This is a genomic window from Paenibacillus silvae, assembly GCF_014639235.1.
In the GTDB taxonomy this organism is placed as follows: Bacteria; Bacillota; Bacilli; order Paenibacillales; family Paenibacillaceae; genus Paenibacillus; species Paenibacillus silvae.
The window spans coordinates 36,302-52,950 of record NZ_BMFU01000014.1 but is presented as its reverse complement, the minus strand read 5'-3'; the positions used below and the strand labels follow the sequence as shown (position 1 = coordinate 52,950).

General features: G+C 47.3%; 16 protein-coding genes. 6 read left to right on the top strand and 10 right to left on the bottom strand.

The features are described 5' to 3' along the window. Positions 1–203: 203 nt before the first annotated feature. Together IEW26_RS30470 and IEW26_RS26410 are read right to left on the bottom strand one after the other, a co-directional pair. Positions 204–317, bottom strand: coding sequence for a hypothetical protein (locus IEW26_RS30470; protein WP_229730053.1), 114 nt, complete (start codon positions 315–317; stop codon positions 204–206). 14 nt (positions 318–331) lie between these two features. Continuing rightward, positions 332–688, bottom strand: coding sequence for an RNA polymerase sigma factor (locus IEW26_RS26410; RefSeq protein ID WP_229730051.1), 357 nt, complete (start codon positions 686–688; stop codon positions 332–334). A 163-nt stretch (positions 689–851) separates the two neighbouring features. Here IEW26_RS26410 and IEW26_RS26405 point away from each other — a divergent pair, with 163 nt between their 5' ends. Beyond that, a complete protein-coding gene (locus IEW26_RS26405) occupies positions 852–1,466 on the top strand; it encodes a TetR/AcrR family transcriptional regulator (protein WP_188594550.1) in 615 nt (204 codons plus the stop codon). Positions 1,467–1,481: 15 nt separating this feature from the next. Then, positions 1,482–2,462, top strand: a complete 981-nt coding sequence (locus tag IEW26_RS26400) for an alpha/beta hydrolase (RefSeq protein ID WP_188594549.1) — start codon at positions 1,482–1,484, stop codon at positions 2,460–2,462. A 144-nt stretch (positions 2,463–2,606) separates the two neighbouring features. Here IEW26_RS26400 and IEW26_RS26395 read toward each other — a convergent pair whose 3' ends face one another. The 6 genes from IEW26_RS26395 to IEW26_RS26370 all read right to left on the bottom strand — a co-directional run bounded on the left by IEW26_RS26395 (position 2,607) and on the right by IEW26_RS26370 (position 11,058). After that, a complete protein-coding gene (locus IEW26_RS26395) occupies positions 2,607–3,965 on the bottom strand; it encodes an amino acid permease (protein WP_268237079.1) in 1,359 nt (452 codons plus the stop codon). Between the two features lie 409 nt (positions 3,966–4,374). After that, complete coding sequence (locus IEW26_RS26390) at positions 4,375–4,833, bottom strand: GNAT family N-acetyltransferase (RefSeq protein ID WP_188594548.1); 459 nt, start codon at positions 4,831–4,833, stop codon at positions 4,375–4,377. A 139-nt stretch (positions 4,834–4,972) separates the two neighbouring features. After that, a complete protein-coding gene (locus tag IEW26_RS26385; protein ID WP_188594547.1) occupies positions 4,973–6,316 on the bottom strand; it encodes a DUF1963 domain-containing protein in 1,344 nt (447 codons plus the stop codon). Between the two features lie 20 nt (positions 6,317–6,336). Next, positions 6,337–7,518, bottom strand: coding sequence for an alanyl-tRNA editing protein (locus tag IEW26_RS26380; protein WP_188594546.1), 1,182 nt, complete (start codon positions 7,516–7,518; stop codon positions 6,337–6,339). A 627-nt stretch (positions 7,519–8,145) separates the two neighbouring features. Beyond that, positions 8,146–9,915, bottom strand: a complete 1,770-nt coding sequence (gene dhaK / locus IEW26_RS26375; RefSeq protein WP_188594545.1) for a dihydroxyacetone kinase subunit DhaK — start codon at positions 9,913–9,915, stop codon at positions 8,146–8,148. After that, positions 9,916–11,058 carry a glycerol dehydrogenase gene (locus IEW26_RS26370; protein ID WP_145405929.1) on the bottom strand — a complete coding sequence of 381 codons (1,143 nt, stop codon included), beginning with the start codon at positions 11,056–11,058 and terminating at the stop codon, positions 9,916–9,918. Between the two features lie 560 nt (positions 11,059–11,618). Here IEW26_RS26370 and IEW26_RS26365 point away from each other — a divergent pair. Beyond that, positions 11,619–12,650, top strand: a complete 1,032-nt coding sequence (locus tag IEW26_RS26365; RefSeq protein WP_145405930.1) for a PocR ligand-binding domain-containing protein — start codon at positions 11,619–11,621, stop codon at positions 12,648–12,650. 59 nt (positions 12,651–12,709) lie between these two features. On the opposite strand, the gene IEW26_RS26360 is transcribed toward IEW26_RS26365, so the two are convergent. Both IEW26_RS26360 and IEW26_RS26355 read right to left on the bottom strand, forming a co-directional pair. Next, the gene (locus IEW26_RS26360; RefSeq protein ID WP_188594544.1) at positions 12,710–13,816 is read right to left on the bottom strand and encodes a threonine aldolase family protein; all 1,107 of its coding nucleotides are present in this window, start codon (positions 13,814–13,816) and stop codon (positions 12,710–12,712) included. 14 nt (positions 13,817–13,830) lie between these two features. Then, the gene (locus tag IEW26_RS26355; RefSeq protein ID WP_188594591.1) at positions 13,831–14,691 is read right to left on the bottom strand and encodes a LysR family transcriptional regulator; all 861 of its coding nucleotides are present in this window, start codon (positions 14,689–14,691) and stop codon (positions 13,831–13,833) included. Between the two features lie 287 nt (positions 14,692–14,978). Between IEW26_RS26355 and IEW26_RS26350 the strand changes: the two genes are divergently transcribed. From IEW26_RS26350 to IEW26_RS26340, 3 genes are all read left to right on the top strand, one after another. Beyond that, a complete protein-coding gene (locus IEW26_RS26350; protein ID WP_188594590.1) occupies positions 14,979–15,971 on the top strand; it encodes a zinc-binding dehydrogenase in 993 nt (330 codons plus the stop codon). Positions 15,972–16,054: 83 nt separating this feature from the next. Further along, entirely contained in the window at positions 16,055–16,357 is a 303-nt protein-coding gene (locus IEW26_RS26345; protein ID WP_188594543.1) for a hypothetical protein, read from the top strand. Positions 16,358–16,407: 50 nt separating this feature from the next. Beyond that, positions 16,408–16,626, top strand: a complete 219-nt coding sequence (locus IEW26_RS26340) for a bacteriocin immunity protein (RefSeq protein WP_145405935.1) — start codon at positions 16,408–16,410, stop codon at positions 16,624–16,626. Positions 16,627–16,649: the final 23 nt, after the last annotated feature.

The following is a 16,649-nucleotide window of genomic DNA, read 5'->3' as shown; positions in this document are numbered from 1 at the left end:
GGGATTCGATTATATAGTGATTAAGTATATTTTCGTAGAGACTCACGGCTCAATATTTTAGTTCCTATTACCCCCATAACGTCCTATTTATAGAATCCTTAACGACCCGGATATCTTCTTACTCCCTGTCTATTAAAAAATCCCGGCGCAAGCGCCGAGACATTGTATCCCCCTCTACTCCTGTTCAAACGGTTGGTTCATTTTCATTCACTCCCATACTTTTTCTTAAATTGTTGTCTGGCCTGATATAACGATGCTTTGACTTGCTCCATCCTCATGCCAAGTAAGTCCGCAATCTCTTGATACGAGAGCTCCATCTCGTATTTCATAATCAGAAGCTGTCTATGTAACGGGGCAAGTTCACGGAGCACAGCCTCACTTCTTCTTTCTTCTCCTGCTGGAGAATAGCATCCTCAGGCAATTTCGAATCTGGTATTTCCATACTATCAATGGGAACCATCGTCCATTTCTTCCAGCGGCAGAGATCATAATAACGGTTAATGGCGACTTTATAGAGCCAAGCACTGAACTTCCCTTTTTCAATCGAGTCGATATATAAAAAAGCTTTGTACACCGTTTCCTGCAAAATATCCTCTGCATCCGATGGCGAAGCGCCAAGTCTGATCAGATAATGCTGGATTTCTCTAAGTTTAGGCTGCAGCTGTTCAGCCACCTGTCTGGCGTTCATGCTTCACCACCTTTCATAGGTATAACGGTCGAATGTGCCAAATGTTAATTGATCCCTAGAAAAAGTTATATTGCTCATTGTCAAAATCAACGAATTCGGATATATTATTAATTAATTGATCAATTAATTAATAATAGAATCGAGAATAGAAAGGAACATGTTAATGGCTAGAACTGTGAATGAAGAGAAAAGGCTTGAGCGACGTAAACGAATCTTGGAAGAAGCGGTCGTCTTGTTTGCGGAAAACGGATATTCGAACACCACAACAGCTCTTATCGCGAAAAAAATCGGTGTGACCTCTGGAACGATATTTCAATACTTCCCCAGTAAAGAAGCTTTGTTTCATGCAACTGTCCTGGAACCACTTGAAGATATTCAAAAGAAATCACTTGCTTCACTCCAACAAAACGGAACACCCGCGGAATTAATTAAAAATATGGTCGAAGAACAATTCAACCATATTTACTCCTATTCCAATGAGTTACGACTAGTTCAGTCTGTCCTGGGACAGCGAATCAGGTTCCCCGAGCTTACTCAGAAGGTTCTGGATTCTATAAAAATAATGACAGACACCATTGAAGCCGTTTATGCAAAAGGGCAGTCCATGGGAGAATTCAGCCCAGGCTTCTCGCCTGCAATGATCTCACGAAGCTACATCTCCTTCTTAAATGGAGTGGCGCTGACGCTTGGCGAAGATATTGTTCATCATCCGGAATGGGAAAACCTGAAGGGACATGCCTATTATTTGTTTGCCCCCTCACAACATAGAGCAAAATAACATGGAGGAATTAAAATGAGTCAACAACACGCATCCATCGAACTCGATTCGACATTTAAAGATCGTATTAGAAAACATAAGAAATGGTTATGGAGCGTGGGAATTGCGCTTGTACTTATCTTAACTGCTGTGTTCTTCATTTCTTATAAAGTCGTAGACATCCTGTTGCACCATCCACGAGATACCAATGTCAGCTATGAATTGAACATGGATAAAATACCCTATGAGATCGTTGAATTCAAGAGTTTGAAAAATGATAATACAATAAGAGGCACCTTCTTCCCGGCAAGCTTTTCTTCAGGCAAAGCAAGTAACAAAACGCTTATTGTCGTGCATGGATATACAAGTAATCGCCTCGTCAAAGGACGCACTCCGAAATTGGCAGAGCATTTTATCCCGAAAGGATACAATATTTTGGCATTTGATCTCAGTGCACAAGGTAAATCTGATGGTGAGATGATCACACTCGGTCTGCGTGAGAAATATGACCTGCTAGGAGCTGTGGAGTATTTGAAAACCAGAGGCCAGGTGGGTGAGCACATTGGCGTCATTGGCTTCTCTATGGGAGCAGCTACGTCCCTGCTAGCTACAAGTGAAAGCGATGATATCGAAGCTGTTGTAGCAGATAGTCCGTTTCGTAATGCCGGTTTATTTTTAAGAGAGGGCCTGCCTGTATTCTCCGGTTTACCTGCATTCCCATTCGGTTATACCTCCACATGGATGGCTGATTGGGCATTCGATGTTGATCTTGATTCTGTGTCGCCTATGGATGCGGTGAAGAAGATGCAGAATAAACCGGTTATGCTCATTCACGGTACTGGGGATCAACAGATCAGTTATACCAATTCAGAAAAGATCTATGAGAATTTGAGGGATAATCCTGATGCAGAAGTGTGGTATCCGGCAAATACGGAACATATCGATGCCATTAATCATTATCCAACGGAGTATTTTGCAAGAGTGGATCGCTTTATGGATAAGTATGTAGGAAAATAAATTCGTTTAATTCAGCAGTATAACCAGGTATTCTCTTTCTCTAAAAGACTGCTGAATATGTTTATCAAAAAAGGCACAGACATCTCAATAATATGAGATCATCTGTACCTTCTTTTTTTTTTTAACCTCTTTAACTGAACCTCTTTAAGCTGATTTTCTATTCATCTTGCGGAATCGAATCAAGGACCAGATCGTCAGCAGTGCAAGTACGGCGAGACAGATGCTAATGCTGAATCGATTCCCCTCGTCAAACACAAACATGACAGCAATGACGCTGAGTATTAGAACAACCACTCCGGTAATATACGGGAATCCCCATACCTTGAATGTAGGCTGAACCGGATACTTATTACGCAATTTGAGCTGAGAAGCAGCGATGCAGATCCAGACCAGGATCACGACAAACCCCGGAACAGCAAGCAGCACTTTAAACAGCTGATCTTGGGCAAACAATCCTAACATCGAACCTCCCAGCAGAACAACCGTGCACACCAGCAAGGTGTTGATCGGGCTGCCGTTGCGGTTGGTTTTTGCAAGTGCTTTAGGCGCTTCCCCGCCAACAGCCATGGAATGCATCATGCGGGATGCTCCGTAAATCCCCGAGTTCGCTGCGGATAGCACCGCAGTCACCAGAATAAAGTTCATAATATGCGCAGCACCCGGAAGACCGGTTGACGCAAGAACCTGTACAAACGGACTGCTCTCTGGGCCGATCTCGTTCCACGGAATAAGCCCGCAGATAATCAGAATCGGCAGCGTAAAGAACAAAATGATTCTGAACATGAAATTGCCCACGATCTTGGGCATCACTTTCTCCGCATTTTCCGTTTCCGTCAAGGTCAGGCCGATCAGCTCCGATCCTCCATACGAGAACATGACGACAAGCAGTGCAGAGAAGATCGACGTCCATCCATTCGGGAAAAACCCTCCGGCTTGCGTATAGTTTTGCAGGTAAGGTGTGTTGTCACTTGGAATAATACCAAAGATCAGCCCTGCCCCAAGCACGATAAAAATAATAATCATCGCAATTTTGATCCCGGCCAGCCAAAACTCGAATTCCCCGAACACACCAACGCTGAGCAGATTCACCAGTATAATGAATGCCGCACACGCAAGACTGAGTACCCATAGCGGTACGTCAGCAAACCAATATTGCAGGAAACTGCCCGCAGCGATGACCTCAATAACACACACCGATAACCACAGGAAGCAGTACATCCATCCCATAATAAACGAAACTCTGCTCCCGAACGCTTCCTGCACGAAATCTTTCATATTTCTATTCTTGTATACCGTAGCCATCTCGGCCATCGCAGCCATAACTACAAGCAGCAGCAGTCCGGCAAAAATGTACGTCACAATGACGCCTGGGCCTGCAAGCCCAATCGTGCCAGCACTGCCTTTAAAAATGCCTGTCCCAATGACACCGCCCATCGCCATAAATGTGATGTGTCTGGGTTTTAATTTTTTTTGTAATGATTCTTCCGTCTGAGTCTGAGCCAATTGAAATCCTCCTGAGGTACAAAAACGTCTGTAATCCTTGTCTATTTTTGAGCAATATAAAGTCCAGTATACCCTATCTCGCATGAATCAGCCCACCTATTCTGTATGGCCAATTCATCCCAAACCTATGACATGCCTATGATTTATACCCCATAACTGCACAAAGTAATCGGTATGTTGCCCATGCTGCCAAGCTATATCCCACGCCATACATCAGCCACGCATCCAGATTGGCGGTGAACGTCATCCAGTCACTCTCCCTCTTTGATGCGTCACAGCGTTCAAATCCCGAATTCCAGTTTACCACTTTTTGCGCGATATGAACTGTATCAAATGTTTCATTTTAAACGAAATAAAACCAGCCCCCTCTATAATAGAGAGACTGGTTTCCAACCGAATAATCTGTGATTTATCCAATAACTTTGGTCATAAATTTACTGTTTGGGTCTGGAGCATAATCAGCAAACGGCTCGCAGTATTCAAAACCAAAGTCTTCATACAGCCTGCGTGCCGGGATAAAAGAATCCATCGAACCCGTTTCCAGACTGATGCGCTGATATCCGCGAGATGTTGCCTCTTCAATGATGTGCTTCAAAATGTGCCGGGCTACTCCTTTGCGTAAATGAGCGGAAGCCGTACGCATCGATTTCAGTTCACCATGCTCAGCGTTCAGTTCCTTAATGGCTCCGCAGCCAAGCAGCTCATCGCCTTCCCATGCACACCAAAACGTTATCTCGGGCTTCTTGAGTCCATCCAGATTCAAAGCATGTATACTCTCAGGCGGCGAATCTGCTGCCATGCCTAACAAATGCTCCGCGATTAGTGCTTTTACCTGATTCCCGCTCAAATCATCCACTCTAATTTCCATCGTTTCCACTCCTGCCGACATTTTGTAATTTATCTATCTCTACGAAGCTAATCAATAATTATATTTTACAACGATGTCAGGTTTTGTGACAACAGAAGTTTGGTGCCAGAAAATAGATTTGAATCGTGGACTGATCACATCATGACTGCTGATACGATACTGCTGTCATCTGGCACGGCTCACAGCCAAACATATAATACACACCTTCACCATTCTCTTGAATCAGCTCACCGTCCAGCTGTCCGATCGCTTTCATCGTAGCAGAGCAGGCTGGACATGCAGGATAGTCTGCATCCTGCACCCAACCCGGATGACCTCCAACCTGCGATAGGGAAGGCTCCATTGCCCATTCACTGCCATGAAAAGGCTGGCGCGGTTCCGACGCGATATGGAACAAACGCCGCTGCACCGAACCATTGAGAGTACTCCTTACAAGTCCCGAAACATCGGCCTTGATCTCTTCGACGTCGATTTCATCCAATCCATCAGGCTTCACATTATGCTTACTCCAGATTGGTTTCCCTTCTGCATCCATTTCCATGTACATCACGCTGTAGCTGCTGCATACCAAGCAGGTCTGCACATCCAGTTGCGGGAACCTCCAATCCACTGACTGGAGCGCAGGATGTTGCACATGCAAATTCATTAAGCTGATCAATGAACTACCACACCATGGACAATGATTGGAGCTTGGCACAAGCAAAGAAATCGGAACACCATCAAGGTTTTCGCTCTCGCTTCCCTCTGCATCACTGTTTCCTGCTTCATACAATGAATAACTCGGGGTGATAAACAATTCTCTGCGTTGACCATCTCCGGTTAACTCCCAGCCCGCCTGCAGGGTGTATCGGTCAGGCGCCACATAAAGCTCACTGGCCCAATCCGGTACAGACTGCTTCCACTGCCAGAACTGCTGTACAACAGCTTCGTCCCCAATGTAGGCCAGCATCATGAGGATATGATTGCGATTCTCCTCATCGTTGTCCACCTGCTGAATCAGATGATCTCGCGTCTCGTTAGAGGCGCTTTTAAACAAAACCGCTGGATAAACAATCTCCCGCTCCAACAGCTCTGGAATCTCCGCTGTAAGGGGCAGGTCGTGGTAACACACCAGATATAGCAGGATATCCTTGCCCGCGTCCTCATCCTCCGAGCGGATCAGTTCCATAGCATAACGCTTCATCTCCAGCTGCTGTTCTGTGGATAGAGACAGGTATACCTGTTCCATCGAGTATTTATAAGGTATATATCGAATAAGCGGATCATAGGTTCGCGGTGCATGCATGATTTTCAACACGTCTGCCGCATCCGTAATACCTTCATACAGATTCACATCACGCCGATTCGCTTCAATATAACGCTGGTGAGCTTCACGCTCCATCTCCTGCTTGCAGGGCATGCAGTACCCGCCTGTTTTGGCTGCCGTGGCTGGTAAAATCATATGCTCGCAGCCTTCCCGTATACACGGAATACGCTCTGTCATGCTTCAGCCTCCTCCATGACTTACGAATGATGTCCCAATTGTTCCTTCGTAAACTCATAAAATGCTAGTGCATCCTCACTGCTGGCAAAGCCCGCCTGAGCCATTTTCTCACTGCCTCCGCCTTTGCCCTGATACGCTCCAAGATTGCCTTTGAAAAAAGGTCCGCACGCCCACTCCGCAGGCTGCCCGTTCTGTGCCAGAACTACCTTTGCTTCCGAGATGCTGGCAAACAGCACCAAACCTTCATGCTCTTCGGTCAGCTTGGCTGCAAGACTCTGCATGTCCTTGAGGGATTTATCCTCAAATACCTTGGCGATGACCAGCCCCTCCCGTGCAGCGAGCAGCTCTTGTGCGTAGTAGGTGTCATTGGTTGCTTTTACCGCATTCAGCTCGCTTTGCAGCAGCTTCTGGTCCTGCTCCATTTTGGCAATCCGCTCCAGCAGCTCGTCCCTATTTGTCTTTAATTGGGCCGTAATATTATTCAGCACCTGCTGTGCTTCCGTGAATTCATTCAAGGCCCTTGTGCCACATTTAAAATAAATGCGGGTGCCGCCCTTCACCTTCTCGGTTTTGAGCAGCTTAATCAGACCAATCTCGCCCGTTGCCGCTACATGTGTGCCGCCGCAGGCGTTGTACTCTACACCCTCAATCTCCACGATGCGAATGTGTTCCGTCACCGTAGGCTGCTTCACCAACGGCAAACGCGCCGCTTCTTCGGCAGTAACCCAAGACGTATGAATCGGGGCATTGCGGACAACCTGCCGATTCACCTCCTGCTCCACAGCATCCAACTGTTCCGGGCTCAGCACCTCTGCAGCGACATCAATGGTGTCATAGTCTGTGCCCAAGTGAAAGCTGAGTGTCATCGCGTCCGTCAGCTTCAATGTAACTGCTGATAACAAATGCTGACCCGTATGCTGCTGCATATGATCGAACCGGCGATCCCAGTCCAGCTCGCACTGCACTTCATCCTGCTCTGGAGAACGCTCCAGCTTATGCCACACGTCTCCCTCTTCCAGATTAACGTCCAGCACAGCGATGCCCCCGATCTGCCCCAGATCACAAGGCTGACCACCTCCATGCGGGTAAAACGCTGTTTCGGCCAGCGTGACGTAGACTCCATCTTCCTTTGTCACACGATGGGTAATATGTGTATGCCACTCGCGTGTATACGCAGAGTCATAATAAAGTTTCTGAGTCATTAGAGTGATTCGTTCCCTTCTCGTTCAAGTGAGTAGTTCTATGTTCAGATTACACTATTTCCCATAGCTAACGCCAATATTGCCGCTTATATGTAAAAATGATGATCATTATATAAATGACAATCAATAGCTTCTCTGGCTGAGGAATCCGTTCCGGCATACTCATAAACAGTAAATTACTGCCTTTATATAAATAAGCGCTGCACAGCCACGTTCCACTCAACATAAAAAGACCGTTCTGTAAGCCAAGCCTACAGAGCGGTCTATATTCATCCAACGTTTGATGTACAAACGTTGGATATGCGAAACCAGATGATTACACCGGAACGGAGACGGCAGACGAATGCTCGCCTGTAGACACCAAGAACGAAGCAGACAGAAAGGACCTGGAGAAGCGGAGCTAAAAGCTTTCTGAAAGAAAGCTACATCGAAAGCATAGGCTTCGCATTTATCACCGGATTGTTCCCTTCAGGGAATCAATCAGAATAATCCGGGGATAATGGCGATCGAAAGGTTTTCTGGCTGTGCCGTTCCCGTGTGTCTACCACACCCAACATAGTCGCCATCGGAGTTGTTAAGTGTAATCGACCAGCAGCGCCATATCTTTTTTACATCAAACCAAGTAACCTATTTCAAAGATTCGGACAGTTCCGTGAAAATAACACCCAGCGCATATGCTCCAGCATCCGGGTACCCCAGACTGCGATCACCAACCGTACCTGCGCGTCCCATACGGGCTACGATATCTTCGGTTTTCTTCGCACCTTCAACCGCTGCGGCTGCACCTTTGGCAAATGCAGATTTGAAGTCATCTCCAGTTTCCGCACTTTGCGTCCAGGCATCTGCACATGGTGCAAGTGCATCAATCAGCGTTTTGTCGCCGACAACCGCACCGCGTCCGAAGGAGCGCTCACCTGTTGCCTGGATACCTTGAACCGCTGCCTGCATCATCTCAGCGAACTCGGATACATTCAAATGCTGCTTCTCACCCACCGATTTGCCTGCTGCACGGAATGCCGAGCCCCAGATCGGACCAGATGCACCGCCACAATACTCCATAATAACCAGAGAGCATGCATCCAGGAATGAACGGATATCCCTTTTCTCCTCGTTAATGATGTGGTTCCACTCACGCTTCAATTGACGGAAGCCCTTGGCTACACTCATCCCGAAGTCGCCGTCTCCCGCATGGGAATCCAGTTCGCAGAACGGTACTTCGTTTTTGATGATGATTTCGCCCATCTTATCAATCAGATAAACGACATTGTCGAGCGAGAACTGATTGTTGTGAATCACTGCTGCTGACGCATCTGTCTGTACCTCATAGGATACAGGTGCATCCTCGGTCACAACCGCTTCCAAAGCTTCGGAGTAGGCTGGTTGTGCCACAGGAGGGCCGGATACTTTGAATGCAGGCGTGTCACTTTCCTTGAACAGCAGCGTTTTCAATTCATCATCCAGCTTCAGGATAGTCACCGACGCACCCGCCATATCAATGCTGGTCATATAGTTGCCTACAAATGTTGTTGCAACGGTAAGACCTGTATGGCCTGCAAGCTCACGTTGAACCGAGTTGTTGAGCAGGTACAGCTCCTGCAACGGTGTAGCGCCAAAGCCGTTTACAAGCACAGCAATTTCGGCTGAAGCATCCTGATCCAGCTTCATGTCCTGAAGCAGTGCAGAAACCATACGTTCAGCAAGTTCATCTGCGGTAGCAATTTTTTCACGGCGAATACCGGGCTCACCATGAATACCTACCCCATACTCCATCTCATCCTCTGCAATTTCGAAGGTTGGTGTACCTTTCGCAGGGACCGTACAAGAGGTGAATCCAAAGCCGATGCTGCGCACGTTCTGTGCAGCTTTCTCCGCAACGGCCTTCACTTCTTCCAGACTGCGGCCTTCCTCTGCTGCTGCTCCGGCAATTTTATGGACCAGTACCGTTCCCGCTACACCGCGACGGCCTACCGTATACAAGCTGTCCTGCACAGCAATGTCATCCTCAACACGTACATACTGCACATTGATGCCATCTTCCTCAGCCAGATGTGCTGCGTTTTTGAAGTTCATCATATCGCCGCTGTAGTTTTTGATAATGAGCAGCGTGCCCTTGTTGCTCGCCGTTGCTTTGATCGCTTGATACACCTGAATCTGGGAAGGAGATGCAAATACGTCTCCGCATACCGCTGCATCCAGCATGCCTTTACCTACATAACCAGCGTGTGCCGGCTCGTGACCGCTACCGCCGCCGCTGATCAGGCTGACTTTGTCAGCCTGAATCTCTCTGCGTTTGATGACTTTATATTTTTTCAGAAATTCCAGCTCCGGGTGCGCAAGCGCAATCCCGTTGCACATTTCCATAACAACATGTTCAGCCTGGTTAATGATTTTTTTCATTTATTTTGCCTCCTGGCGAGCTGCTTTGTACTCCCGTCCGATTCGGTCAGCCGCTGCAATGGCAGCTGCAACTTCAGGTACTGTGATCGGGAATGGCATCGCATGGATGGATTCCTCTGGAATACACGCAATCTCAGCCACTTTCAGCAATTCTTCCTGCGTAATCGTCTCTACACCGATATCTGCCAGACTTACTGGCAATCCTACGGAGAGACAGAAGTCCATCACCTGATGCAGCTCTTCGGTTGGAGCATTTTCAAGAACGAGCTGTGCAATCGTTCCGAAAGAAACTTTTTCACCATGGAAATAATGGTGTGTTCCTTCAAGCACGGTCAGACCGTTGTGAATCGCGTGTGCCGCGGCCAAACCGCCGCTTTCAAATCCAAGACCAGACAACAGAATGTTGGTTTCCACAATGTTCTCCAGCGCTTGAGTTACAACGTTGCTGTCACAAGCTACCTTCGCTTTAGCCCCGTCGGTAAGCAGCATTTCGTAACACAATTTGGCAAGCGCAAGAGCTGCGTTTGTTCCAACAGCAGAAGGAGTGTATCCTTCACGGGAACCCATCGGCAGACTTGCATTGACACGGGAATAGGATTTGGATGTTGCTCTTGCTTCAAAATAAGTGGACAAAGCATCTCCCATACCGGACACGAGGAAACGTGTTGGTGCATTAGCAATAACGGTGGTATCCACAAGCACAACGCTTGGGCTTTGTTTGAAGTATGCATAGTCATCGAAAGAGCCTTCTGGTGTGTACAATACAGCCGAGTGACTTGTAGGTGCATCCGTTGCTGCAATGGTTGGACAGATGATCAACGCTTCGCCCTCAGCCACACATTTCGCTGCATCAATCGCTTTACCACCACCAAGACCAATCGTGCAAGTGCAGCCCTTTTCTTTGGCAATCTCTTGCAAACGAGCCACTTCCTCGCGTGAGCATTCGCCTCTAAAACCGCTTTCAACAAAAGTGATATTGAATTTGGCTGCTGTTGCATCCAGCTTGGCTTTGACACGCTGTACATCATCCGGGTGTGCAATCAATAAAGCAGAATCACCAAATGATTTTACGAAGTATCCCAGGTTCAACAATTCGTCTTCGCCTTGCACATATTTCGTTGGACTGATAAATGCTTTTCTCATAATATGGTACGCCTCCTAAAAGTAAAAATCGCTATATAAGTTGAACTAAAGATTTTACACAATCCACTCCGATGACAGAATAACCTTCCAATCGCTGTTATCCCCAGATTTTTTGGATTCCCTATTCCAAAGGGGAAAATCCGGTGATAAAGGCGACCGCTCCGCTTTTTCAGGTTTTTTCTGTCCCCTCCGTTCACGTGCAAATGAATAGTTCAACTTATACAGAATCATTTTTCGCCGCAGCGCTTGTCCTGCATTACATGAAATTCAGACATCAAGGTGTCTTGCTCCGTGTTACATCAAATTTTAACTGTTTCAATTGACCTAAATATAACGCAGACGCAGGAGGTTTGCAGTGGACTTTGATAACAAATTATTATAATTTGCAATCGTAATTTTTTGCTTTTTCGCGCAATCATGGTATGTTATTGTCATGAGATGGTTCAATTTTGACCTCCCATGTTCCATTACCCGCTATGTTCATGTCTTAATATGTACAACTTTTAACTTTTTAACGACTCTCCGATCCATGAAAATGATTAACTACGGAGGTTTTTCATATGATTAAAGAATATCTGCACATCAATAAAATACTGGATCTGGACAAATGGAAACGCCTTCAGGATTCACTTGCCACAGTAACCAAACTCGCTATACTAACCGTGGATTACAAAGGCATTCCCGTAACCAGCCACAGCAGCTGCCAGGCCTTCTGCCAGAACGTTCGCAAGGACCCTGAGCTTCTTCCCTATTGTCAAAAATGTGATTCGCGCGGCGGACTAGAGGCTGTTCGGCTCAATGAACCCTATATTTATCTCTGTCATTTCAATATTATCGACATTGCGATTCCGATTACCATTGACGGGAAATATATCGGTGCAGTCATGGCTGGACAAGTCAAGCTCGCTGACCCGGAGAAGGGAACCGATCTGGAGCAGATCGTGAGATCCAAAAATGTATCCATGCACGATGCCAAAATGAAGCATTTACAGGCAGATTATGACCAGCTGCCCGTCATGACGTACGAGGAGATTGTGAAGATTTCGAACATGCTGTCCCTGCTCTGCAACTATATTGTGGAGGAGGCGCTGAACAAAAACCTGCTGGTGGAGATGTTTGAGAAGGCTTCAGGCAATCAAGAGTCCGTGAATCTATCCACGATTCTGCCCGGTTATTCCATTCGCAACATTGAATCCATCAAAAAAGAAATGACCAACGCCATCGCTGATGCTTATCTCAAAAACAGCCCCAATGATACGGACAGTGTGAATCCGGTGTTGCAGCCTGCTTTTGAGTACATTCACGCACATAAAAGTGAACAAGTGTCTCTGAAACAAGCAGCCGAACTGTGCCACCTGAGTCCAAGCTACTTCAGCCGGTTATTTGCGAAGGAAACGGGTGAAAACTTCACCACCTATCTCGCCAAGCTCAAAATCAAGTGGGCCAAGCAGCTGCTAGAGGTCACAGATATGCCCGTTTCACAGATCAGCGATGAGCTGGGATTTAATGAGTCGGGGTATTTTATCAAAATTTTCAAAAAGTTCGAGGAAATTACACCTGCGCTCTATCGCAAATATATTCAGGAGCAGTGAACGATACACGCAGTTGTGCCTGGCATCTCACCCTAGTAAGACGCGAAATCATGCATCTGCTATGAAAGCTGCTTCTGCAACTGCCCATCAAGCCAAGCGAGCGCGTCGCGCAGCTTATCCTGCGGCACCGTATCGTATCGATCCCCTGTCGACATTTCGAAGGAGCAGCTGTTACCTCCGGTTTTGTTCAGATACGATGTAATTGCTATATCAAACTGCTGCGCCATCTGCACAAGCAGCGGTTCAACTTCGGAAGCTGCAAGCGCAAAATGAACGTGGAACATGTTGGACACTGGCTGTTCAGGAACCGTTTTAATCCCGTGACATGCATTAAACAGTGACGCCAGCTCTTTGGCCTGCTCATAGTAATGTCCCATTTTGCCAACACGCTCATGATAATAATACCGGGAGCTGAGTATGTACGGGTACAGCCCGATCAGATCACCGCCATGCCGCCGTTTCCACACCCTGGATTCCTGCATCATGTCTGAATCTCCGGCAAGAATTGCCCCCGCAATACCGCCAATACCTTTATAAAAAGAGATGTATACACTATCGAACAAACGACAAATCTCCGCTGGTGTTTTCTCATAATAAGGCGTGATCTCAAACAGACGTGCCCCGTCCAGATGCAGCTTGATGCCGCGTTCACGGCAATACGCCGAGATTGCCTCCAGCTCCTCGTATGCTGGCAGCTGCCCGCCAATCTCTCGCTGCGGCAGCTCAAGCAGTAGACAGGCTATCTCCTCTTTCATGCCCTTCACATCTTCGAGTGTAATCAACCGATCTGCTTCTCCGAGCAGAATGCTTTCGATCTGATGCAGCTCCTTCAGCCCGTCCTCCTCATGGATCTCCAGATGAGCCAGCGGATGATAAGCCACCCGTTTAACATCAGCCCGGTCACACCAGATGCGAAGTGCAATCTGCTGTGCCATCGTACCGCTTGGGAAAAACACGGCAGCTTCCTTACCCAGCACCTCCGCCATCTCCTGCTGGAACTCATCTATAATCGAACCATTGCCATAATGGTCACTGAACGTTTCTCCATCGACCAGCTCCAGAGCCTCCTGCAGTACTTTCACTTTGCGGCTTCCATGCCCGCCTATAATATACACGGCTTGATTGAAAGCATCAGCCAGCGTTACTACACTATTTTTATCCTGCACAATGCATCTCTCCTTTACTGTTCCGGTTCAGCCATAATCTCGACCAGCGCATGCAGCGCACTAGATATATGTTCACCACGAGAGTATATAAATCCTACTTCCAAACGAGAATACGGTTCAGGTACAGGCAGTATGACGATCTCACCTCTGGACGCGGCCTGAGCAACCGAAGAACGTGGCAGCAGGGATACGCCGAGCCCGGTAGCAACGCCATGAATAATCGTGTCCAATGTCCCGTACTCTATGACGTTTAATGTACGAATGCCCTGGGTTCTCAGAAAACTCTCGGCTTGATCCCGGTGGCTGCAGCCAATTTCAAAAAATAGCATCGGTCTGTGAAGCAATATGGACATATCTTGTTCATCTGATCGGGCAATCAGCACCAGTTCATCGTCATACATTTTGATATATTGCAGCTCCGAATGGTCTATTGGACCATACACCAAAGCTCCGTGAAGCTCATGCTTCATAACCTTCTGGTTCAGCTCATGTGTGCCTCCTGTGACAAGAGAATACTGTACCTTGGGATAACAGGAGCAATACTCCGCCAAGAGCGGCGTCAGGAATCGGGAGACGGCAGTCTCAATCGAGCCTAAACGAAGATTTCCCGTCGGCGGACCTCCTTGCTGTGCGGCCTCCTCGGCTTCGTCTAGTAATTGCAATATTCGATCTGCATAACCAAGCAGGTTCTCTCCTGCCGGGGTAAGCAGCATTCCGCGATTCGAACGATGAAACAGCGGCACTTGCAGCTGTGCTTCCAGTTGTCTGATCCGTGTTGTTACGTTGGACTGCACATAATTAAGGGCAACCGCGGCTTTGCTGATACTGCCTTCGCGGGCAACCGCCTGGAATATTTTCAAATCACCAGCATCCAAAATCTTCACCTGCTTATCGTTATATGAGAGCATAAGAGCATTCTGCCAACTTGAAAGCTTGTACATCATGCCAACGCTCTTCTATTTTCCACTTCTATTTTCCACTTATTTTTCACTATGATTATTATTGATACTGACCTTCATTTTTGTTTATTTTACGTGTTTTCAGCCTGCCTGTACAATGACTCGGTAATAGGCTTTATCTTTACACAAACACTGCGATGATGTGTAAATAAGCAGCTTATCTATATCATTTAGGAGGTAACCTCATGAAAGCTATAGAAACAATGAAGGCCATAATACATTCTGAACAAGCCGGTCTGAAAGGTCTTCGCTATTCAACCTGTGCAGTCCCGAAAGCAGAACCCGGACATGTCGTGGTGCAGCTGCGCTCTGCCGGACTCAATCACCGCGATCTCTTCATTATGTCAGACCGAATGCCCCAAGACACTCCACTTATTCCTGGATCAGACGGAGCAGGTATTGTGGTCGAGGTCGGCGACGGTGTGCAGCATATCGCTGTAGATGATCCGGTAATCATTCATCCGACTCTCGACTGGCAGCATACCGCAGACGTGCCTGTTGTTCCGGGGATTGTCGGTGGTCCATCCGACGGAACGCTCGCACAATATATTGCGCTGCCTGCCAGCAATGTGCTCCCCAAGCCTGCCCACCTCTCCTGGAACGAAGCCGGGGTCTTATCTCTTGCTGCGCTGACAGCTTATCGGGCGTTGTTCACTCGTGGCGGACTTCAGGCTGGCGAACATCTCTTTATTCCCGGCATTGGAGGAGGTGTCGCTACGTATGCCTTGCTCATGGCAGCAGCTGCAGGAGCGAAGGTAACCGTAAGCTCCAGAAGTGAAGTTAAACGAGCTGAGGCGTTACGTCTCGGTGCGGTTCAAGCTTTGGATAGTCATGGAGACTGGGGAAATATGTTGAACAGGGACAATCCTGTAGACATCATCCTGGACAGTATCGGACAAGCGATGTTTCCCAAATACGAGCAGATCATCAGACCGGGCGGACGAATTGTAATGTTTGGCGCAAGCTCGGGCGATGACCTGCATCTACCGATTCGTTCGATCTTTTTTCCACAGATCAGTCTGATTGGCACCTCCATGGGCAGCCGCGAAGAGTTTGTGCAGATGCTGGACTTGGTAGAGAAACATCAGATTCATCCCGTAGTAGACAGCATCTATTCACTTGAACATACCGTACAAGCATTCGAACGTATGGAGAAAGGTGAGCAGTTCGGCAATATTGCTATACAGATCGATTAAAAAGCGACCTTGTGACCATGATCTTTCCCCCTAACAATGATAGACTATGCATAGACATCGTCATCGGTTGGGGGGATTTGCTTTTGACTCATTTTCTTCAACGTTATATGAAGCATATCATCGCTATACTGATCGCAGTCATGCTTGCTGCTCAGATCCCTGTGGTGAAGGAACTGCTGGCCAGAGGAGTCGCAACATTGTACGTAGCTGCAAAATATCCGGGCCAAACGGTCACATTTGAACACTTTGAATATGAGCCACACTTTGGAGACTATATCATCTCTTTCGCGGCACAGAAGAGAGATGTTTTGCATCTTACCCTCGGGCCGAAAATACTGCCCATTTTTGTAAAATACGATCCCTGGAATCAGCCAATGTCCGATTAAGCGACTGTCGCTTTTCTATTTATTGAGTTAATTATTAAGGAGGTAAGACCATGTCTAACCATGAACATCTCGTTATGTTAGTTCGTAAAATGTTGAATGCGGAAGGAACCGAGCAAGAACTGGACGACATGTTAACCGAATTGCAGCAGGCGTTGCCCTATGCAGAGATCAGTAATCTGATTTTCTGGGATGAACGCGAGTTAACTGCGGAGCAGATTGTGGAAGAAGCGCTTCAAGCACGCCCAATTCAGCTCCCGCCTCAATCTTGAACTTATTCAGGGGGTGAATGATA

Excerpts from the sequence above, each read along its gene's own strand:
- IEW26_RS30470 (WP_229730053.1), bottom strand. The coding sequence starts at position 317 with ATGGAGCTCTCGTATCAAGAGATTGCGGACTTACTTGGCATGAGGATG.
- IEW26_RS26410 (WP_229730051.1), bottom strand. The coding sequence starts at position 688 with ATGAACGCCAGACAGGTGGCTGAACAGCTGCAGCCTAAACTTAGAGAA.
- IEW26_RS26405 (WP_188594550.1), top strand. The coding sequence starts at position 852 with ATGGCTAGAACTGTGAATGAAGAGAAAAGGCTTGAGCGACGTAAACGA.
- IEW26_RS26400 (WP_188594549.1), top strand. The coding sequence starts at position 1,482 with ATGAGTCAACAACACGCATCCATCGAACTCGATTCGACATTTAAAGAT.
- IEW26_RS26390 (WP_188594548.1), bottom strand. The coding sequence starts at position 4,833 with ATGGAAATTAGAGTGGATGATTTGAGCGGGAATCAGGTAAAAGCACTA.
- IEW26_RS26385 (WP_188594547.1), bottom strand. The coding sequence starts at position 6,316 with ATGACAGAGCGTATTCCGTGTATACGGGAAGGCTGCGAGCATATGATT.
- IEW26_RS26380 (WP_188594546.1), bottom strand. The coding sequence starts at position 7,518 with ATGACTCAGAAACTTTATTATGACTCTGCGTATACACGCGAGTGGCAT.
- dhaK (WP_188594545.1), bottom strand. The coding sequence starts at position 9,915 with ATGAAAAAAATCATTAACCAGGCTGAACATGTTGTTATGGAAATGTGC.
- IEW26_RS26370 (WP_145405929.1), bottom strand. The coding sequence starts at position 11,058 with ATGAGAAAAGCATTTATCAGTCCAACGAAATATGTGCAAGGCGAAGAC.
- IEW26_RS26365 (WP_145405930.1), top strand. The coding sequence starts at position 11,619 with ATGATTAAAGAATATCTGCACATCAATAAAATACTGGATCTGGACAAA.
- IEW26_RS26350 (WP_188594590.1), top strand. The coding sequence starts at position 14,979 with ATGAAGGCCATAATACATTCTGAACAAGCCGGTCTGAAAGGTCTTCGC.
- IEW26_RS26340 (WP_145405935.1), top strand. The coding sequence starts at position 16,408 with ATGTCTAACCATGAACATCTCGTTATGTTAGTTCGTAAAATGTTGAAT.